Below are 20366 nucleotides of genomic sequence, written 5' to 3' on the forward strand. Positions count from 1 at the left end.
TATGTATATAGTTAATAAAAGGCTTTTTTAATAATCTGTGGAAATCTGCGTAATCTGCGGATGAAAGAAGTTGCATAATGATACCCGTTATTGCCAGAAATATATTTCGTTTTCAGGAGCTTTTACTGGGACGTCCCAGTTTTCAGATCCTGAATGAACTGAATAAAAGTCAGTGGTGGTCAAGGGACCGGCTTGAAAAGCTGAGGCTGGATCGATTAAATGTGCTGATTCATACGGCATATTCCCATACGCCTTATTGGAAAGAGCTCATGGATTCTCTGCAGATCAAACCGGCGGATATCCGAACGGTAGAGGACCTGCAGCAATTTCCTTTACTGGAAAAAGATACGCTGCGTGAAAAGCGTGAGCAGATGGTCTGGAGGGAAGAGGGAAAACGGGTGCAGTTGGTTCGGACTAGTGGATCTACGAATGAGGCCCTGGAATTTTATACGTCTTCCAGCCGGGAAGCCCATATCAATGCGGCTCGCATGCGGGGCCATGAATGGGTTGGCGTTCGCAGGGGAGAAAAAGAGATGTATTACTGGGGCTCTCCTGTGGAATTGAGCAAACAGGATAAAATCAAGCGATTCAGGGATTTTCTTATTAATGACGGGCTGTCCAACGGTTTTGAACTAAATAAGGACCGGGTCCGTCAGTATGTCTCCCAGTGGATGGCATGGAAGCCCAAATGCCTGTTTGGATATCCTTCCACTTTTGTGTTGACGGTTTCCATGTGCCGGGACATGGGGATTGATCTTGGTGATTTGAAAGATCAGGGTCTTCATGTAATTATTACCACATCTGAGATGCTTTCGGATGTGGACCGCGATTTGATCCGCCAGGCATTCGGCGTGCCGGTGTTCGATTCTTACGGATTGCGGGAAGGCGGGCTCATCGGGCACGAATGCCAACAGGGAACCATGCATTGCATGGATGAGCAGGTGATTCTTGAAACCATTGATCCCGAGTCCCTTGAACCCACTGACGGGCATGGGGAACTGGTAGTCACGAATATCGTAGGCAAGGCGTTTCCTGTAATCCGTTACAGGACAGGTGATATTGTTACGCTTTCACAAAAAAAGTGCGCATGCGGCAGAAAGCTGTCCTCAATTGAGATCAGCGGCGGCAGGGCCGTGGAATTTATTGTAACCAAAACAGGAAAATGGGTGGTTGGCTATTCTTTTATCTATATCGCCAGAATGGTAAAAGGCATTGTTAAGTTCCAGGTCGTGCAGGAAGAACTGGGTGAAATTCGAATCCGTCTTGCTGTGGACAACAGATTCCCTGAAGACGGTAAAGACCAGGTCAGGGAACTGGCCCGAACCCGCTTAAACAGTGACGACAAAATCCTTGTGGAAATAGTCGACGATATTGAACCGGCCCCTTCGGGAAAATACCGGCCGGTCATCAGTAAAGTGGCTGAAGAGCTTTATAAAGAACGGTCTTTTTCTTAACAATTCCATTCCAGCATGCTGCCAAGTTCTTTGGCTATTGTTTTTGGGCCAATGGGCCGCCATCCCCGACGCCTGTATAAAAGCGCTTTAACAGTCTGGAGAACAGCTTTGAAGTCAATTTCAAGGTGAACCGGCGGCTGAAATTTCAGTGGTTTCATCTGCTGTATATCTTTTACTGCCCGGCAGATACCTGAATAAATTTCTTCCTGAACCATATGGGGGTGTTTGCTCAGGGCGCAGTTTCTTCCCATCCCCTGTTTGGTGATGACTGTTTTTATCCACGGCATGAAGGTTAAGGCCTCCCGGCATCCTTTATCGTCGCTGGAAATAAAGATTACCGGCACATCAAACTCCCCTGCCACAGCACCATCCAGTGCAATCTCCCCGACAGTCTTGCCATTAGCGCGTATGCTTTTATAAGCGTCTGAACTGTATGTATGTGCCAGTATGGCATTTTTTGTCCCTTCCATAGCGTGGTAACCGATCATTATGACCCCTGAAAACCGGTTGTCCAGCCCGGGAAACCGGCGGGTAAATCCTTTTCCCAAAATCAGCCTGCACCTTTTGTCAAGCTGATCAATACAAAGATTAAGACCCTGACCGTGACTGTCCCAAACCCAGACCTCTTCTGCGCCCGAATCAAAAAGAGCCCGGGCTGCAGCATTTGCTTCAAGGGTGGCTTCCCGGCAGGCAAAAGCGTAGTCCCGTGACGCGCTTAGGGCTTTGCCTGAAGTCCCGACAACGCAGGCCGGCCCCTCGCAGTCAACAGATATGATGAATTTCATTAGGTAATTCCTTGAACTATAAATAGCATTTCAAGTTTAGTTTGGCATTGAATTGCATATAATTACGAGAATGTAAACCATTTGGTAATGGAGTTTATAATATGGGTAGAATATTAAGTTATAGAAACGGCACTTTTATTGTACTCCTTATAATTTTATTGTCTTTTATAAATACAACAGAAGCTATTCCATCAGAAAATGAACTAAAAAATAAGTATCTTGAGATTCTAGAAAATGGGGTGGATTGCTTTGAACCATTCTATAAAGAAAATTCTTCGACGTCGAATACGGGTTTTTTTGACCTCAGGGACTATGGCAATTGGACTCACCCAAGGAATGAATCCTATCATACACTTTGTATCATTCCCGGCAATGGCCAGGTTATTTTGACCTATGCCGTTCTCTTGAAATATTCTCATAAAGAGTTTTTTGGACAAGGCCACTACAGCAGAAAAATAATTTTTGACCACCTTGTGAAAACAATTCGGTGGATCTGTTTGAGCAGTTCTTATGTTCCGAAGTCACTTCCATATCTTCCTGAAGCAAGGGATGATATTCGTGATGGAGAGCAATGGCACAGAAAATGGGGGCTTCGTCAGGATTTGTTAGGCTATCTCAGTGTGGGTGCAGCGTTGGTTTGGCCGGATTTAACGGAAGAAATCAGAAGCCTGCTCGGCAAAGTGTTCGCCGGTACCGGGATTAAAGGAAGATTGATACGCACAACACAAAAAGGGAACGGTAATCATGACCAGGTTAAGCAAGATTTAAGCAGTACCATTGGGGCTGCATTTCTTCTTACTGAACATCCGGATCATGATAAATATTGGGAGTTTGTTACTGGTGCCGGAATTGATATGGTCAGCACTGTCAATGATTTCGTTTCCCATGAAATTGTTGAAAATAAGATGCTTAAATCCATAGCAGCCGGTGCCAATTTGAACTCTGACTATTCAAGCTTCCATCATAACCATCCAAGTGTATGGTACGGAATTGATCTAATTTTTGAAGGACGATCCTATGTTGAAATTCTGTCAAAACTAACCGAATTGGATGTGCCTGAAACATATACATACAATGGCAACGGGTTTGATGGGGTTCATAAATATGCCATGATTTTATCGACTAAGGCCGGCGTGATCAACCATCTACGAAGTCCGGAATATGACAGCTCTTATGGTGCCGGATTATTGGCTTTTTGTTATGGAGCCGTATTAAAGAACGATTCTACGTCAATAGAGCTGGAGAAAAATGCAGCCGGTATCCTGGCAGGGCACACTAAGGCTATTGGTCAGTATGATTATCATCGCGGTTCATGGGCGAAAGCGGCTATGGCATTTCTTATGCATGAATTACATCCACCCAAAAAAGTTGAAGAAGGCATTGCTGAAAATTTGAATGGCAGTCACTACTTCGAAAAACTTCGTGCAATCATTTTTCGTAGCCACAATTCTTGGACCAGTTTTGTTTGGGGAAGTGATCATGGAGAACCCGCATCCTCGGGGGCGGGCGGACAGATTATGCCGCTTAGGTTAGAAAGCCCTTTGATTTATAATACATCTGATTCATTGAGCGGTTCTATTTTAGAACATCGCCCGTTCTCTATTTATTCGGTATTATTAGCCTGTTCTATTGGCTGTGCGATTGCCTCTTATCTCACCATGAAAAAAAACTTTCAGCCTCGTATTTTTATATTTTTATGTTTTATGTTTTTGCAGTCACTATTGTTCATTGGTGCAGTTGATTTCTTTTTCACTTTACCATTGCAAGTTCCAAGAACGGTCATACCTAGATTTATTTTGGCATTTTGGGGCATTTTATGGATTTTGTGTGGAATTATTTTCATATGGCAACGTGAAAAAATAAGTCCAGTACATGGAGTGTCTATAACTCAGGTGACAAACAGTTTTATGTTTTCTTTGTTAATCATACCTGTCTCCATCTTTCTTATGATGAGGACCCCTTGGATTGAATTTTTAAATTTTCGATCACTTTTCAGTGCGGTATGGGTATTTATCATAGTTATCATCTCAAGTCTTTTTATGTTGTTCAATAAACCCCAAAACCGCATTTTTTTAAGAATTGCTTTCTTTCTTGTATTTCTTTTTTTAGTTTTAAATGCGCTGCTACAACTTCATAGCCAAACGTTGGAACCATTTTATTTGCGTCTTGTTTCAATAAGAAATATCCAAAGGATCCAATTTGCCGGGATCGTGAGCGTTATTGTCTTATCGAGCGGCATAATCATTGGTTATTCTTTCAATAAAAAACTAATTATCATGAACTCGATTTTTTTTTCAGGAATTTTTATTTTTTCTGCAATGGTCGTAGCAATATTATCATTTGGCAGATTTAATATACCAAAAATTGAACGGATGGAAAAAGAATTGTCTGATGATGGCTTTTTCACTTTTGGGCAAATTAGCTCTAAAGTAGCAACAAAACAGCAGGCTTTTTTTTGTTTTGATAAAGGTCCTTCAATAACTTTCCTAAAAGTGTGGGGTAAAAAAGATGCGTTTATAACCTATTCCGGCCTTCCTGTATCATTTTACCAGCGTGACAATTTTGTAGATTCCCGATTAATAACTTATGAAAATGGAAAGGAACAGATTCGTTTTTTAAATGACGCTAAAAGCAACTGGTGGTGCCTGGATAACAAATTGGGCTTAGTGTTTACAGGAGGAGAGGAGATTCTTTCTGGTACCCGGAGAATTGGTCCAAATTGGGCGCGGACAGAGTCTTATCGTGACAAAATTGACGTGGTTTACGCTTCTCCTTTGCGGAAAAAGATAAATGAGGGGGATCTCATTGTAGAAATAGCAGCTGTTTTAAAACCTAATGCTAATACATCTGATTTAAATCAGATGAGATCAGATGCAAATAAAATCCGGATTACAAATCTTCCAAAAGATTGGGCGGCAACATTGTTACCGGTAAAAGATTTGGGTCTTTTTTGGGCAATAGCCAGTTTTTCTAAGCAGTCAGCAAAAGCAAGTTTAACATTGTCTTTTAATGGGTGGTCACCTGTTCTGTCTTCTGGAGGAACAATTGATGCCGGACGATTAAGGCTTGAACCCAGACTTCAAAGCTTTGGGGCGATAAGAGACGACTCTTGCCTATTGGCTCAAAATGTTTCAGATTCAAAAATATATGCAAAGAAAGTAAATGCTAACCATTATAAATTTGTTTCAGAAAGTAGAGATAATGTTGTTATTAAATTGAAATGGTGGGGGCCAAAGATAAAAAAAGCAGTAATGACGACTGAAAATGGTGAAAGATTTTTTATCAGGGAAAAAATAGCTGATGAAAATGGTATTGAGGTCGAATTCAATAAAGAGTGTTGTTTGGAAGTCACAACGGAAGATAGTTTAGACACCTTTCCCCCTTTTGTTGAGGTCGCATCTCCTCTTTTAACTGAAAATAATCAGTTGAAAATTACCGTAAATTCAAAGGATCGTTCCGGTTTGAATTATGTGCAATTATTTATGGATGGCAAAGGTTTGTCAACAATACAAACTCCTCCTTACGAATGGCTTGTAACGCCTAAAAATGACATTCATAGTTTTTACGCAATCGCTGTTGATAAATCTGACTTATTAAATAAAAGGCGGTCTTTTTCAACTGTCTGGCAAAAAAACCGATAATACGTTAGTATCTGCTGAGTTTCAATTTTATCGGCTTTAAAGCAACTATTGAATGCAAATTCTGTTGTACAAGAACTTGAATAGAATGCTCTTATGCTCATAAATCGTAAATAGAGGATTGAATCAGTTGGGTTCCCATTGCTGGAATAAAACAACTTCCATTTAGAATTTAATATTCAAATTCTGCGATCAAAGGCAAATGATCAGAACCGAAGTCAGGGCCTATCCAAGTTCTGACAGGTCGAAAGTCAGAAGTGGATAGGATATGATCGATTTTTGATGTGTACTTGAAGATGTTAATTTTCGTTTTCTTGGTATGCCCGAAGCCAATCCCTTTTTTTAGAAATGAGTTGTCATAATTTCGCCAGTATGTTCTATAAATCGTACTGTCAATTGTAAGATTGAAATCACCGGCAAGAATTTTTGCATCACCAAACCCTTTTACCCATTTGAATAATTTTTCAGACTCAATCCATCTGAAAGCAATTTTGTCCTCTGCTGCCTTCACTTGATCCAGATTAAAAATTTTTTTTGAATCCAAGACGATAGTTAATGCCCTTCTAGGTGTCAGCAAATCAACACAGCAAAATCCGATTTCCCCTTTCGGAGTATCAATAATACAATACAGTCCGCTTGGATAATAAACTCTTTTCAAGACTCTGGATTCAAGTATAGGGTACCTGGAAACGACAATTGAACTGCCTGATTCTTTAACGTACCAATCCGAGGATATCTTGAGGCTTCTTGGAGAGGCGCATTCTTGAATAGCGACCAGATCGGGTTGAACCAGCTCAATAAGTTCTGAGACTTCTTCCGCATTCACTGCCCAACGGTTGACATTGTAGGTCAAGACACGTAACAATCCTGTTGCGTCTGAATCCACGGAGTTAGAAAGAGCAAAATTGAAACCGAGCACTTTCCATACGATAAACACACCAACGAATAGCAGAAAAAAAAGACTCTGTCTCACCCCAAAAAGAGAGAGCGGAAAAAGAACACACATGGGAAGAAGGTAAATCCAGCGAGGCCCATAAAGCAGAACGGTTGCAAACCACCATTTATCTCCCCCCCAATACATGATACCATAAATCACCAACATACCGATTCCATATAAGATAATTCCAAGGCGAATACTATGTTGAATCAGTGGCGGTAACATGAGGACCATTTTTTATTAGAAATTATTTTATTTGGCAGACCCATTGACTACAAGTTTTGTGTATATCATCAAACAATTGCAATAACAAGGGATCGTAATGATCGGTTGATCACATTCGAATATTGTAACGAAATTTTTGCTTGAAAAATGTCGAAATGCGAGGATAGATGGGAAACAAAACAATACAATTTGCCGCTATTGGGGATCTTCTGTTGACGGCCCGGTATAGTGACCGGCCTGGCCGGGGGCTTGAGGCGTTGTCTGATGAAATTCAATCTCTTTTTAAATCATGTGACCTGGTTTTTGCCAACCTGGAATGTACCCTTGAAGGGGATGAAAAGGTTCCCACAGAACCCCGGCTGCTGACAACGGAAACCCAGATTCTCTCTCTTGGACAGTACGGAATTGATTGTGTATCCCTGGGAAACAATCATGCCTTTGACTATTATGATCAGGGTTTCATACGTTTGAAAGAAATGCTGTCCGGCATCGGCATCCGTTGGTGCGGGGCAGGATTGAATATTCAGGAGGCAATGGAACCGATTCTGTACGATATTCAGGGAATACGACTGGCCATTTTGGGCGTTGTAGACCAGTCCAGCGGTATATACCGGTTTGCAGGAGAAAAAAACAGCGGCGTGGCCCCCCTTGAAACAGACAGGGTGTGCAGCCGGATAAGGGAATTGAAACAGACGGTGGATCATGTCATTGTTTCTCCCCATTGGGGCATGGAGCGGTTCCGGATTCCTTCACCGGGCCAAATGGATCAGGCCAGGGCTTTTGTCGATGCAGGCGCATCATTGGTGCTTGGACATCATCCCCATGTGGTTCAGGGCATGGAGATGATCGGAAATATGCCGGCGGTGTACTCTTTAGGAAATTTTATGTCCAGCCATGTCTACTGGGACAGCGGCGACTATCTGAACTGGAACAAATTTGAGCGGGTTGGCTGTATGTTTAAGTGTGAGTTCAGCAAAGACAGTGTACTCGGCGTGGAACAGATTCCCGTGTATGATGACGGTGTTTGTATTGAGATTGATAAAACCGGTTGGGGAGAAAAATGTATTGCTAAAGTCAACCGTCTTCTGGCTTCGGGGGTGACACAGAAAGCATATGACCGTGAGGCATTCCGGGTGAACAGGATCAAGCCGGTGTTTTCCCATTTGAGCTGGCAGGGGTTGAAAAAAATTCGACCCAGACATTTTATTAAGGTCTATAAAAAACTGGTATCGTAAGAGCCTGTTTGATAATTAGGGGATCGAAACGAAATTTCATGAAAATGAGAACCAATTTTCACAAATTTTCTGTTAATAGCTGGACTATTGGCATAAAATTTGGGGGAATTGGGGCCATTTTCATGGAATTGCAGCCGATTCATCAATTATCAAACAGGCTCTAAACCAAGGAGAAACTATGAAAACTTTCTTTTTCTGGGGAGGGATGATTTTTCTTTTATTCTTAGGGACGGTTTCGATTGTGTGTGCTAATGAATCTAACGGCAGTGATCAAAACTCTAAAAGCGTGCCTCAAATCGTCCAGGTCTCTGATTTAAAGTCTCTCAGGTCTGCCCTTTCTAAAGCAGGGCCGGGTGACCGGATTTTAATTACCCCGGGGATTTATAATGGTGGTTTCAGGCTTGGAAACACCCAGGGAACAAAAGAGCGGCCCATTGTAATTGCCGGAAAAGATCCTGAGTTTCCTCCCGTGTTCCAAGGTCGGGGCGAAGCCGTGAAGATGAGCCGAATCGGATATGTAAAGATAAAAAATATCAGGATCGAAAAACGGTCCGGCAATGGAATCAATATTGACGACGGGGGGGATCCTGGGCAACCGTCTCATCATATCATTCTGGAAAATGTCCAAGTAAGTGAGATAGGGAAAAAAGGTAATGTCGATGCCATCAAGATGTCAGGCGTAGATCATTTTGTTATCAGAAATTGCAGAATACAGGGATGGGGCGGTTCAGGCATTGACTTTGTAGGCTGTCATAACGGGGTGGTACAGGGGTGCAGATTTGAAGGGGTGCCCGGATATCGTACCAAAAACGCCATGCAGATTAAAGGAGGCTCCAGCCGAGTCCTGGTTGAGAATAATGCATTTATAAATTGTGGGGAGCGGACCATTAATCTGGGTGGAAGTACCGGAAAGCCTTATTTTAGGCCACAAGGTGCAGATTATGAAGCGGAAAACATAATTGTCGCAGGAAACAAATTTATTGGCGGAGAGGCGCATATCGCATGGGTAACCAGCCGAAATTCTCATGTACATCATAATATTTTTTACCTCCCGGGAAAATGGGTGGGCCGTATTCTTCAGGAAACAAAGAATAGTCAATTTATCTCATGCCAGAAAGGTTTTTTTGAGGCCAACATGGTGGTTACCGATGAACGCGTCCGGACTTTTTTTAACATCGGGCCCAATACCCTGCCGGAAACCTTTTCTTTTTCGGGAAATGCCTGGTATCGGTTTCAATCAGAAAAGAAACCTGATCTGCCTACGATGGAAGTTGGCGGAATATATGATGTATATCCCGACTTGCTTGATTTTGGAACGGCTGAAATGAGGATCGGGGCAAGGTCAGACAAATTGAAGAATGTCGGACCCGGGGCATATACCCCATGGGACCATGGTACTGATTTTGAAGAGATAAGCCTTCCTGAAGTAAAATGGATTGAGCCGATCCAAAAAGCCGGCCGTTTCCCTATGCAGACGGCGATAATAGGGGGGCTTTTGGGTGTTAGTTTTTTAGTCGTGATGACCCGGCGAGCAAGAAAAAAAGAAAAAGAGGATTCTCAACTGTTAGCAAAAATATAGTCAAATATTGATTTAATCGGCCTTGATGCCCAAAGCATTGCTTTCTGATTTATTATTAATAATAATAGCATTTATAATCAAATAGTTATGTGATTTCATTTAATTAAAACTCACAAAGTGGGCGAAGCCATGATCAAGGCCCCTGCTCGTGTCCATGCTCAACTAATCTCTTAACATATCCTCTTGTGATTGTATATCTTATAATAAAATACCACAAACTTTCACTTTTTGAAAGTTTTTGGTATTTTATTGACCATGAAGAATCTTGTTCAAATTATCATTAATAACAAGCTTGCAGACAGGGTAATCCGCGTTTCCCAGTTGAGACGTCTGTTGAACGGCACAGAACAGAGCCGGTACAACCTGGTGAACCGTGCAATAAAAAAGCAGGAATTGATCAGGCTTCACCGCGGGTTATACCTGCTCAACGATCGTTTCAGGAGCTTTCCCTGCCATCCGTTCCACCTTGCCCAGGCCGTTATTCCGGGAAGCTATATTTCATTTGAGACAGCCCTGGCCTATCACGGCTGGATTCCGGAATCAGTTTTGATAACAAAAAGTGTGGTGCCAGGGAGGAAATCAAAACAATTTCAGGATAAAAAGAACGGGATGTTTACCTTTCATCCCCTTCCTGTTCAACGGCTTCACTTTCTGGAGCAGGTGAACAGATATCAGGAAAATGGACAGACCATGCTCATTGCCGGGCCGCTTCGGGCATTAATGGATCTGGTCTGTTTGCGAAAGGTGTCATGGACAGGCCTGGACTGGCTCACACAAGGGCTTAGAATTGGTCTTGATCAGTTATCGGCAGTTAGTCCGGAAGATATCAGCGTACTGAAATTTGTGTACAAACATCAGCGGGTGCAACATTTCTTAGATGCCATGAACAGGGAGCTGAACCTTGATTGATCTGATAAAAGAGAGGCTGGAAGAATATGGGACTCAAGATCCTGTACAAAAACAGTATGCGGTAAAAGAGATCCTTCAGGAAATCGCGCTTTTCGGCCTCTGGAAAACCGGCTTTTTTGAGTATGCCGCGTTTCAGGGGGGTAGCAGCCTGCGAATTTTGTATGGAATGCCCAGGTTCTCTGAAGACCTTGATTTTATCTTAAAGCAGCCTGATCCCGGCTTTGAATGGTCAGCCTATTTGAATGGTATGACGGCTTGCTTTGAAACGTTCGGGTTAACCGTGGAAATTCTGGATAAAAGCCGGATGGATCAGCGAATCAAAAAGGCTTTACTGAAAAATGATTCTACCGGCTTGCAGCTTAACCTTACATTTGCAAGGGAACGGTTACAAAAAATACAAAAAATTAAATTTGAAATTGATGTTAACCCACCGGAGCACTCCTTGTTTAACTATACTTATATTGAAAAGAAAGGTGGATGCAATTAACTGGAAAGAAGCGGCAGACGATGTCAGAGCGTTTATAAGACCTGTGGAGCAGGAAAGCTTAACCCTATGGAGTAAAAAATATTTCGAGCATAAATTAGAACTGTTCAAGGTTTCTTAGAGAATTTTTTTTGAATTTCTCACAAAGACACTAAGGCAGGGCGCATTCCCATTTTCCCGGTTACCGTAGGCAGATTATTCGTAAATGCTGAAAATATTGTAATTGTTTAATAATACATATAAAAACAATAAGTTGTATCAAAAAATAGACCCTGTAATCCCATTTTCCCGGTACTCAGAAGCTATGAAAATCAAGACTCTCAGACAATTTATGTTAAAGTTTTTATCTGCTTAGGGCATAGTGGAAGCCTTTCGTTAAAAATATACAATGCTAAGTGTGCTTTAACTGCTTGATTTTTAAGTATTTAATTCCTGCTTAAAGAGTTATTAAGTCGGCCGGAAAAATGGGAATGCGCCCCTAAGGCACAAAGGGCTTTAGGGCCATGGAAATATTATTTGTATTTATTGACAGACACCTGCATAGCACTTGCTGAGATGGTTATAAAAAAAAAGAACTTGAGAATCCCCCAATCATATGCAGAGGCCTTTGATATACTGGGGGACAGCGGGGTGCTTGACCCTGAGTTTGCATATTCTTTTGCAAAAATTGCCGGATTCCGTAATTTTCTTGCCCATGATTATGAGACCATTGATTCCGGTATTATCTGTACCAAAATACTTGCCGGCCTGACCGATATACGTAGCTATATCCGGCAAATTCAGGAAAGTTGCAATCTGAAATAATGACCGAAATTAATCAGGCGGCATTATCTGTCCTCTTTCGGACTGGCTGAAAACCTGCTCGTATCCATTTTAAACAGTCTTTAATAAAAATCCAATCTTCATCATCTTAGATTCTTTCCCATTCAAACCGGGTGATATTTCGATCTTTTTTGCTGAATTCTATGCCGATAAGATAGATTTCTCTGCCGGTGTATTTCTCATGGTATTTTTTTTCTTTAATCTGATCCAGGGCCCGGACCGGCTTTGTCAGTTCGTTTACCTTGAATTCAAAGATGTAGGCATTTTCATTAAAAAGAACGGCCATGTCCAGTCGACCGTGATTGGTTGTTTCTTCAGCCCTCACATCCAATCCTAATGCCGTAAAGTAGCAATAGACAATGGAGCAGTAATAGCCTTCATATCCGGCCAGGTCGTTTTTGCGGTACCAATCATTGGGAATTGATGCAAAAAACGCATGAAAGATTTGTTTCAGGCCATCAAGGTCGTTTAATGTCAGGAGATCAAGCATGTTCAATTTAGTTTGATCTTTTTCCTGACCGGCCTGGGTTAACTCGGCCAGCAGCGCATCATTGAATGCATATTTGACCTCATGATTCGGGAATCCCAATTTGTAATAAATGCCTCCCGGATAAGGGATGCTCTCTTTTATGGTCAGGTATCCGGTTTGAAACAGGAGGGGGGACGGTTCAATACAATCAACGTCAAAGCTTCCCATAAAGGTGTCTGTAATTTTAATTTTTTCCAGGAATGCTGCGGGGACGGCTTTTTCCCTGATGAGATGAATTAAAAATGTGGGGGTTCCTGATTCAAACCAATAGGGTTTAAAGCGTCTTTTTTGAAAATAAAGTAATACGTCAAAGGGATTGTATACAGGTTCTCCCAGGAAATTGTAGCCATTGTACCATTTTTGGATTTGAGTTATATCAGTATTTTTCAGGTAATCTCGGAAAACGGTTTTAAGTTCCTGGTGTGTATAGCCGCAAAGGGTCGCGTACTTGTGATCAAGGGTGATATCTTCAAGGTTGTTCAGTCCTGAAAATAAAGAGACTTTTGAAAATTTTGACACGCCGGTGAGTACAACAAAGCGCAAATGGTCTCTCTGGGCTTTAAGTACGGAATAAAAGTTGCGCAGTCCATCCCTCATTTCCCGGGCTGTTTCAGGGGCGTTGATGTTGTCTAATATGGGTTTATCATATTCATCGACTAGAACGACGACCCTGTGGCGGCTTTGATCGTGGCGTTTCTGGATTAATTCTTCAAAACAGTCGTCTATATAAGAGCAGTCCAGGACCAGACCTGCTTTCTCTGCGTGCATTTTAAGAATACGATGAAGCCTTTGTTCCAGCCGTTCCGGTGACTTCATTACGCTTTCGGCAAGGTCAATATGGATGATGGGATGACTTTTATTCCAATCCCAGTTGTTTTCAAGGAACAAGCCTTTAAAGAGATCTTTGTTGCCTTGAAATGCATGGGATATGGTATCTATGAGCAGGCTTTTCCCAAAGCGCCGGGGGCGGGAAAGAAAATAATATTTCCCTTGGTCTACCAATTGGTGGATCAGTTCTGTTTTATCAACATAGCAGTGGTTGTCTGTTATGATTTCTTTGAAACTGTCTATGCCGATGGGCAGTTTTTTCATACTTTCTCCCATTCAAACCGGGTGATGTTGCGGTCCTGCTTGCTGAATTCCACTCCGATAAGATAGATTTCTCTGCCGGTGTATTTTTCATGGTATTTTTTTTCTTTGATCTGGGCCAGGGCCCGGGCCGGGTTTGTCAATTCATTGACCTTGAATTCAAAGATGTAGGCATTTTCATTAAAAAGAACCGCCATGTCAAGTTGGCCGTGGTTGGTTGTTTCCTCTGCCCGGACATCCAATCCTAAGGCCGTAAAGTAACAGTAGACAATGGAACAGTAGTAGCCTTCGTATCCGGCCATGTCGTTTTTGCGGTACCAGTCGTGGGGGATGGAGGCAAAGAACGCATGGAAAATTTTTTTCATTTTGTTAAGATTGTTGGATTCCAGGATATCATAAAGTGCCAGTTTGATGCTGCTTTCTGAATCTGACTTTGTTAATTCCATCAGGAGAGCATCGTTAAATGCATATTTTACTTCATGATTTGGAAATCCCAGGGTGTAATAGATTCCTCCGGGTAAATTTTTTATTCCTTTAATCGTTAGATAGCCCGTCTGAAACAGCAGGGGCTGGGGATTGACCTTATCTACATCAAAACTGTTTAGAAAGTTATGGCTGATGATAAGGCCGTCAATGGCGCCGGCGCAAAAATGTCTTTCCTGTAAGAGGTTGAGCAGGAACGTCGGGGTGCCGGTTTCGAACCAGTAGGGCATGAATACCCGTTTTTTCAGGTAAAGTAGAACGTCAAAGGGATTATACACGGGTTCAGACAGAAAGTTGTACCCATTGTACCATTGCTGTATTTTTTCAAGATTCAACCCTTTAAGGTGGTCTTTAAAAACGGTTTCAAGTTCCTTATGAGTATAGCCGCAAAGGGTCCCAAACTGCGGATCAAGGGTGATGTCTTCAAGATTGTTCAGGCCGGAAAAAAGAGATACTTTTGAAAATTTTGATACGCCGGTGAGCATGACAAATTTCAGGTGAGCTCCCTGGGCCTTGAGAACGGAATAAAAGTTGCGCAGGCCATCTCTAAGCTGACCGGCGGTTCCGGTGTCTGTAATATTGTCTAATATGGGCTTATCGTATTCGTCCACAAGAACGACCACTTTTTGCTTTAGCTGGTGATGAAGTTTGTAGATCAGCTCTTCAAAACAGTCATCCACATGGGAACAAGTAAGGGTGAGTCCCGCCCGTTCTGCATGTATGGCAAGGATACGGTGAAGCCTTTGCTCCAGCCGGTCCGATGAAGTTATAACGCCTTCGGCAAAGTCAATGCGGACAACGGGATGTTTTTTGTCCCAGTCCCGGTTGTTTTCCAGGTAAAGCCCCTGGAACAGCTCTTTTCTGCCCTGAAAGGCTTCGGCAATGGTATCGATCAGCAGGCTTTTTCCAAAGCGCCGGGGGCGGGATAGGAAATAGTATTCCCCTTGGTCGATGAGTTTAGCGATCAAAGGGGTTTTATCCACGTAGCAATAGTTGTTTTCTATAATATTGGAAAATGTTTGTATCCCAATGGGTAGCTTTTTCATACTTTCTCCCATTCAAAGCAGGTGATGTTGCGGTCGTTCTTGCTGAATTCTATGCCGATAAGATAGATGTCTCTGCCGGTGTACTTTTCATGGTATTTTTTTTCTTTGATCTGGTCCAGTGCCCGGGAAGGCTGGGTTAGTTCGTTTACCTTGAATTCAAATATGTATGCATTTTCATTAAAAAGAACCGCCATGTCAAGTTGGCCGTGGTTGGTTGTTTCCTCTGCCCGGACATCTAAGCCTAAGGCTGTGAAGTAGCAGTATACAATGGAACAATAGTAGCCTTCGTATCCGGCCATGTCTTTTTTACGGTACCAGTCGTGGGGGATGGAGGCAAAAAAAGAGTGGAACAGCTCTTTTAATTCATCAAGACGATCTGATTTGAAAATTTTCAGCAGGGTTGTCTGGCCGGTTTTCAGGGGGCGAATGTCATTAATGAGTAAATGAAGAATAGATCCGGTCAGGCTTTTTTTGACTTCGTGGTTGGGAAAGCCCAGGTGGTAAACGTATTCGTGGTCAAACAGATGCTCTTTTTCCTTAATGGTAAGATAGCCGGTCTGGAAAAGCAGGGGTGCCGGTTCTATAAAATCAATGTCAAAGCTGCCCAAGAGTTCTTCTCCGGCAATAAGGTGCTCCAGATCAGGGATAAATAATTTTTTTTCTGCCAGCAGGCGGATCAGAAATGTTGGGGTGCCGGTTTCAAACCAGTAAGGCATGAATATTCGTTTTTTCAAATAAAGCAGAACATCAAAAGGGTTATAGACAGATTCAGATAAAAAATTATATCCGTCGTACCATTGCCGGATCTTATCAAGGTCCAGCCCTTTGATGTGTTCTTGAAAAACGGTTTCAAGTTCTTTATGGGTATAGCCGCAAAGGGTTCCAAACTGCGGATCAAGGGTAATGTCTTCAAGGTTGTTCAGGCCGGAGAAGAGGGAAACCTTGGAGAACTTTGACACACCGGTGAGCATGACAAATTTTAAATAAGCGCCCTGGGCTTTAAGCACTGAATAAAAGTTGCGTAATCCGTCCCGAAGCTCACAGGCTGTTTCCGGGTCGGTTATATTGTCCAGGATGGGCTTGTCGTATTCGTCTACAAGAACGACCACCCTTCTGTTATTTTTATGATACAATTTTTGAATTAATTCTTCAAAGCAGTCATCCACATGGGAACAGGTCAGGGTAAAGCCGGCTTGTTCAGCTTTTATGGCAAGAATACGATGAAGTCTTTGGTCCAGCCGGTCCGGCGATTTTATCACACTTTCAGCCAAATCAATGTGGATGACAGGGTATTTTTCATCCCAGTCCCAGCTGTTTTCTATGAAAAGGCCGCTAAACAGCTCTTTTTTACCCTGGAAAGCTTCAGCAATTGTATCAATGAGCAGGCTTTTGCCAAAGCGCCGGGGGCGGGACAGAAAATAGTATTTTCCCTGGCTTATTATTTGGTGGATTAAGTCTGTTTTGTCTACATAACAGTGGTTTTCAGTTATCATTTCTTTAAAATTGTCTATGCCTATGGGCAGCTTCTTCATTTTATTTTTTCCCACTCAAACCGGGTGATGTTCCGGTCTTGCTTGCTGAATTCCACTCCGATAAGATAGATGTCTGTGCCGGTGTATTTTTCATGGTACTTTTTTTCTTTGATCTGGGCCAAAGCCCGGGAGGGATCTGTCAATTCGTTTACCTTGAATTCAAAGATGTATGCATTTTCATTAAAAAGAACCGCCATGTCCAGTTGGCCGTGATTGGTTGTTTCTTCTGCTCTCACGTCCAATCCTAGGGCCGTGAAGTAGCAATAGACGATGGAACAGTAATAGCCTTCATATCCGGCCAGGTCGTTTTTACGATACCAATCGTGGGGAATGGAGGCAAAAAAAGCGTGGAACAGCCTTTTCATACCATCAAGGTCGTTTGACTTCAAGGCGTCAAAAAGTTCAAGTTTGGTTTTATTTTCTGAGTTTGAGCGCGCCAGCTCCATCAGGAGGGCATCATTAAATGCAGATCGTACCTCATGATTTGGAAATCCCAGGGTGTAATAGGTTCCTCCGGGAAGGTCTTTTGTATTTTTGATGGTTAAATAACCGGTTTGGAACAACAACGGCTGGGGATGTATATTATCTATGTCAAAACTGCCGAGAAAATTATGACTGAGCGTCATGCCGTCAATGGTACCGGCAGGAAAGTTTTTCTCCCGTAAAAGATTGAGCAGAAAGTTCGGGGTGCCGGTTTCAAACCAGTAGGGCCGGAATTGTTTTTCATCAAGGTAAAGCAGAACATCAAAAGGATTGTATACCGGTTCAGCCAAAAAATTATAACCATTGTACCACTTTTTTATTTTTTCAAGGTTCAGTTCTTTCAGGTATTCATGAAAGGTTGATTCCAGTTCCTGCTGAGTATAGCCGCAAACGGTTCCATACCGCATATCCAGGGAGATGTCTTTGAGGTTGTTCAGGCCGGAAAACAAGGAAACCTTTGAAAATTTTGATACGCCGGTGAGCATGGCAAACTTTAAATGCGCCCCCTGGGCCTTGAGAACGGAATAAAAATTTCTTAAGCCGTCCCTGAGCACCAGTCCGGTTTTCGGATCAGTAATATTATCAAGAATCGGTTTATCGTATTCATCAATCAGAACGACAACCCGTTGTCCGGTCTGCTGGTGCAGCTTTCGAATCAGTTCGGAAAATGCCAGATGTGTTTCTGTTTTGTTAAGAGAAATCTCATTGGGTTCTGCATTGACATGGAGCATATCCATGATGCTGGCGTCCAGCTGTTGTTGTGATCTCAGGATTCCTTGTGCAAAATCAATCCGGATTACCGGATATTTTTGGTTCCAGTTCCAGTTTTTTTCAAGATAGAGTCCGGCAAACAGTTTTTTATTGCCCAGGAAGACTTCAGCTATGGTATCTATGAGCAGGCTTTTACCGAAACGCCGGGGGCGGGACAGAAAATAATATTTTCCATAGTTGATTAGTTGATGAATTAAACCGGTTTTATCAACATAGCAATGGTTATCTTCTATGATTTCCCTGAAACTGTCTATCCCTATGGGTAATTTTTTCATTATTTTTATAATCGTCTATTTCATGGGGTTTTTAACTATAGCAACCAATGATAACGGAACAATAGTAGCCTTCGTATCCTGCCATATCATTTTTACGGTACCAGTCGTAAGGGATGGAAGCAAAAAAAGAGTGGAACAAATCTTTTAATTCATCAAGACGATCTGATTTGAAAATTTTCAGCAGGGTTGTCTGGCCGGTTTTCAGGGGGCGAATGTCATTAATGAGCAAATGAAGAATAGATCCGGTCAGGCTTTTTTTGACTTCGTGGTTGGGAAAGCCCAGGTGGTAAACGTATTCGTGGTCAAACAGATGCTCTTTTTCCTTAATGGTAAGATAGCCGGTCTGGAAAAGCAGGGTTTCCGGCTCTATGAAATCAATGTCAAAGCTGCCCAGCAGTTCTTCACCGGCGATCATATCTTCCAGTTCCGGGATCAGGATCTTTTTTTCTGCCAGAAGGCGGATCAGGAAAGTCGGGGTGCCGGTTTCAAACCAATAGGGAATGAATGTTCGTTTTTTCAAGTAAAGCAGCACATCAAAAGGGTTGTAGACAGATTCAGACAAAAAATTATATCCGTCGTACCATTGCCGGACCCTGTCAAGATCCACGTCTTCAAGGTACTCCTGGAAAACCGCTTCCAGCTCCTTTTGGGTGTATCCGCACAGCGTTCCGTAGCCCGGATCCAATGTGATGTCTTCAAGATTGTTCAGGCCCGAAAATAAAGAAACCTTTGAAAATTTGGACACACCTGTCAGCATTACAAATTTCAGGTAAGCCCCCTGGGCTTTAAGAACGGAATAGAAATTGCGGAGCCCTTCCCGAAGTTCCATGGCGATTTCGGGATCGGTAATATTATCGAGAATGGGCTTGTCATATTCGTCTACCAGCACCACAATCCGCTGTTGGGTTTGCTGGTGGAGATTATGGATTAACTCTGAAAATGCCAGGTGGGTTTCAGGCCTTTGAATGGAAATGCCATGCAATTGGGCATTTATACGGAGCATTTCAAGGATGTCGGTGTCCAGTTGTTTGCGCGATGTCGGAACGCCTTGGGCAAAGTCTATCCGGATAACAGGATAGGAGATATCCCAGTCCCAGTTGTTTTCAAGGAACAGCCCTTGGAACAGGTGTTTTTCTCCTTGAAATGCATGGGCTATGGTGTCAATGAGCAGGCTTTTTCCAAATCTTCTCGGGCGGGATAAAAAATAGTTTTTCCCTTGGGTGACCAGCTTATGGATGAGAGCGGTTTTGTCCACGTAACAGTAGTCGTCCGTTCTGATTTCCTTAAAGCTGTCTATGCCGATGGGCAGTTTTTTCATACTTTCTCCCATTCAAAGCGGGTGATGTTGCGGTCGTTTTTGCGGTACCAGTCGTAGGGAATGGAGGCGAAAAATGCGTGAAATATTTGTTTCAGACCATCAAGATCGTTTAATGCCAGAAGATCAAGCAAGTTTAATTTGGTTTGATCTTTTTCCTGGCCGGCCCGGGTCAAATCGGCCAGCAAGGCATCATTGAATGCATATTTGACCTCATGATTCGGGAATCCCAATTTATAATAAATACCTCCCGGATACGGTATATCTTTTTTTATGGTCAGGTAGCCGGTTTGAAAGAGAAGAGGGGACGGTTCAATACAATCAACGTCAAAGCTTCCCATAAAGGTCTCTGTAATTTTAATTTTTTCCAGGAATGCTGCGGGAACGGCTTTTTCCCTGATGAGATGGATTAGAAATGAGGGCGTTCCCGTTTCAAACCAATAGGGCTTAAAACGCCGGCTGTCCAGATAGAAAAGGACATCAAAGGGGTTATAAACGGGAGAAAATTTTGACACACCAGTCAGCATCACAAATCGCAGATGGGCGCCCTGTGCTTTGAGTACGGAATAAAAATTTCTCAATCCATCTCGGATTTCCCTGTGTAACTCGTTAATAGCAATATGAAAATCTATCATGATAACAGTCGGTAATGCAAATCAATTCTTGCTTTTTGTTACTAAAATTGGCCATGATCATCATTTGGGCCACCGTGTAGGTTGGGTTAAACGAAGTGAAACCCAAAATTTTGTAATTGTTGGGTTTCGTTCCTCAACCC

15 protein-coding genes are annotated in these 20366 nt (G+C 42.6%); 7 read left to right on the top strand and 8 right to left on the bottom strand.

Features of this window, described 5'->3' with window-relative positions:
- Positions 1–77: 77 nt before the first annotated feature.
- Positions 78–1454 (top strand): phenylacetate--CoA ligase family protein, encoded by a 1377-nt coding sequence (locus HXW94_RS08685; RefSeq protein ID WP_178366503.1) that lies wholly within the window; start codon positions 78–80, stop codon positions 1452–1454.
- On the opposite strand, the gene HXW94_RS08690 is transcribed toward HXW94_RS08685, so the two are convergent.
- Positions 1451–2239, bottom strand: a complete 789-nt coding sequence (locus tag HXW94_RS08690) for a M55 family metallopeptidase (RefSeq protein ID WP_178366504.1) — start codon at positions 2237–2239, stop codon at positions 1451–1453. The two genes, HXW94_RS08685 and HXW94_RS08690, sit on opposite strands and share 4 nt — an antisense overlap.
- Positions 2240–2340: 101 nt before the next feature.
- Here HXW94_RS08690 and HXW94_RS08695 point away from each other — a divergent pair, with 101 nt between their 5' ends.
- A complete protein-coding gene (locus tag HXW94_RS08695; RefSeq protein WP_178366505.1) occupies positions 2341–5880 on the top strand; it encodes a hypothetical protein in 3540 nt (1179 codons plus the stop codon).
- 169 nt (positions 5881–6049) lie between these two features.
- Here HXW94_RS08695 and HXW94_RS08700 read toward each other — a convergent pair whose 3' ends face one another.
- Complete coding sequence (locus HXW94_RS08700) at positions 6050–6979, bottom strand: endonuclease/exonuclease/phosphatase family protein (protein ID WP_218576633.1); 930 nt, start codon at positions 6977–6979, stop codon at positions 6050–6052.
- A 227-nt stretch (positions 6980–7206) separates the two neighbouring features.
- Here HXW94_RS08700 and HXW94_RS08705 point away from each other — a divergent pair, with 227 nt between their 5' ends.
- The 5 genes from HXW94_RS08705 (at position 7207) to hepT (ending at position 12050) form a co-directional block, all read left to right on the top strand.
- Positions 7207–8274 carry a CapA family protein gene (locus HXW94_RS08705; RefSeq protein ID WP_178366507.1) on the top strand — a complete coding sequence of 356 codons (1068 nt, stop codon included), beginning with the start codon at positions 7207–7209 and terminating at the stop codon, positions 8272–8274.
- 178 nt (positions 8275–8452) lie between these two features.
- The gene (locus tag HXW94_RS08710) at positions 8453–9853 is read left to right on the top strand and encodes a right-handed parallel beta-helix repeat-containing protein (protein ID WP_178366508.1); all 1401 of its coding nucleotides are present in this window, start codon (positions 8453–8455) and stop codon (positions 9851–9853) included.
- A 255-nt stretch (positions 9854–10108) separates the two neighbouring features.
- The gene (locus HXW94_RS08715) at positions 10109–10762 is read left to right on the top strand and encodes a type IV toxin-antitoxin system AbiEi family antitoxin domain-containing protein (RefSeq protein WP_178366509.1); all 654 of its coding nucleotides are present in this window, start codon (positions 10109–10111) and stop codon (positions 10760–10762) included.
- Positions 10755–11249 carry a nucleotidyl transferase AbiEii/AbiGii toxin family protein gene (locus HXW94_RS08720; protein ID WP_218576634.1) on the top strand — a complete coding sequence of 165 codons (495 nt, stop codon included), beginning with the start codon at positions 10755–10757 and terminating at the stop codon, positions 11247–11249. Before HXW94_RS08715 ends, HXW94_RS08720 begins: the two co-directional genes overlap by 8 nt.
- A 513-nt stretch (positions 11250–11762) precedes the next feature.
- Positions 11763–12050, top strand: a complete 288-nt coding sequence (gene hepT / locus HXW94_RS08725) for a type VII toxin-antitoxin system HepT family RNase toxin (protein WP_178366510.1) — start codon at positions 11763–11765, stop codon at positions 12048–12050.
- A gap of 106 nt (positions 12051–12156) precedes the next feature.
- Here hepT and HXW94_RS08730 read toward each other — a convergent pair whose 3' ends face one another.
- The 6 genes from HXW94_RS08730 to HXW94_RS08755 are packed head-to-tail and all read right to left on the bottom strand — an operon-like array spanning position 12157 to position 20226.
- Complete coding sequence (locus tag HXW94_RS08730; protein ID WP_178366511.1) at positions 12157–13689, bottom strand: ATP-binding protein; 1533 nt, start codon at positions 13687–13689, stop codon at positions 12157–12159.
- Complete coding sequence (locus HXW94_RS08735; RefSeq protein ID WP_178366512.1) at positions 13686–15215, bottom strand: ATP-binding protein; 1530 nt, start codon at positions 15213–15215, stop codon at positions 13686–13688. The genes HXW94_RS08730 and HXW94_RS08735 overlap by 4 nt, the downstream gene beginning before the upstream one ends.
- A complete protein-coding gene (locus tag HXW94_RS08740; RefSeq protein WP_178366522.1) occupies positions 15212–16747 on the bottom strand; it encodes an ATP-binding protein in 1536 nt (511 codons plus the stop codon). Before HXW94_RS08740 ends, HXW94_RS08735 begins: the two co-directional genes overlap by 4 nt.
- Positions 16744–18276, bottom strand: a complete 1533-nt coding sequence (locus HXW94_RS08745) for an ATP-binding protein (RefSeq protein ID WP_178366513.1) — start codon at positions 18274–18276, stop codon at positions 16744–16746. Before HXW94_RS08745 ends, HXW94_RS08740 begins: the two co-directional genes overlap by 4 nt.
- 31 nt (positions 18277–18307) lie before the next feature.
- Complete coding sequence (locus tag HXW94_RS08750; protein ID WP_178366514.1) at positions 18308–19594, bottom strand: ATP-binding protein; 1287 nt, start codon at positions 19592–19594, stop codon at positions 18308–18310.
- The gene (locus tag HXW94_RS08755) at positions 19591–20226 is read right to left on the bottom strand and encodes an AAA family ATPase (protein ID WP_178366515.1); all 636 of its coding nucleotides are present in this window, start codon (positions 20224–20226) and stop codon (positions 19591–19593) included. The genes HXW94_RS08750 and HXW94_RS08755 overlap by 4 nt, the downstream gene beginning before the upstream one ends.
- Between the last annotated feature and the right edge of the window lie 140 nt (positions 20227–20366).

The organism is Desulfobacter latus, assembly GCF_013389365.1.
Classification (GTDB): domain Bacteria; phylum Desulfobacterota; class Desulfobacteria; order Desulfobacterales; family Desulfobacteraceae; genus Desulfobacter; species Desulfobacter latus.

What these genes read in the sequence shown, in the direction of transcription:
- HXW94_RS08685 (WP_178366503.1), top strand. Translation starts at nt 78, where the DNA reads ATGATACCCGTTATTGCCAGAAATATATTTCGTTTTCAGGAGCTTTTA.
- HXW94_RS08690 (WP_178366504.1), bottom strand. Translation starts at nt 2,239, where the DNA reads ATGAAATTCATCATATCTGTTGACTGCGAGGGGCCGGCCTGCGTTGTC.
- HXW94_RS08695 (WP_178366505.1), top strand. Translation starts at nt 2,341, where the DNA reads ATGGGTAGAATATTAAGTTATAGAAACGGCACTTTTATTGTACTCCTT.
- HXW94_RS08700 (WP_218576633.1), bottom strand. Translation starts at nt 6,979, where the DNA reads ATGTTGGTGATTTATGGTATCATGTATTGGGGGGGAGATAAATGGTGG.
- HXW94_RS08705 (WP_178366507.1), top strand. Translation starts at nt 7,207, where the DNA reads ATGGGAAACAAAACAATACAATTTGCCGCTATTGGGGATCTTCTGTTG.
- HXW94_RS08710 (WP_178366508.1), top strand. Translation starts at nt 8,453, where the DNA reads ATGAAAACTTTCTTTTTCTGGGGAGGGATGATTTTTCTTTTATTCTTA.
- HXW94_RS08715 (WP_178366509.1), top strand. Translation starts at nt 10,109, where the DNA reads ATGAAGAATCTTGTTCAAATTATCATTAATAACAAGCTTGCAGACAGG.
- HXW94_RS08730 (WP_178366511.1), bottom strand. Translation starts at nt 13,689, where the DNA reads ATGAAAAAACTGCCCATCGGCATAGACAGTTTCAAAGAAATCATAACA.
- HXW94_RS08735 (WP_178366512.1), bottom strand. Translation starts at nt 15,215, where the DNA reads ATGAAAAAGCTACCCATTGGGATACAAACATTTTCCAATATTATAGAA.
- HXW94_RS08740 (WP_178366522.1), bottom strand. Translation starts at nt 16,747, where the DNA reads ATGAAGAAGCTGCCCATAGGCATAGACAATTTTAAAGAAATGATAACT.
- HXW94_RS08745 (WP_178366513.1), bottom strand. Translation starts at nt 18,276, where the DNA reads ATGAAAAAATTACCCATAGGGATAGACAGTTTCAGGGAAATCATAGAA.
- HXW94_RS08750 (WP_178366514.1), bottom strand. Translation starts at nt 19,594, where the DNA reads ATGAAAAAACTGCCCATCGGCATAGACAGCTTTAAGGAAATCAGAACG.
- HXW94_RS08755 (WP_178366515.1), bottom strand. Translation starts at nt 20,226, where the DNA reads ATGATAGATTTTCATATTGCTATTAACGAGTTACACAGGGAAATCCGA.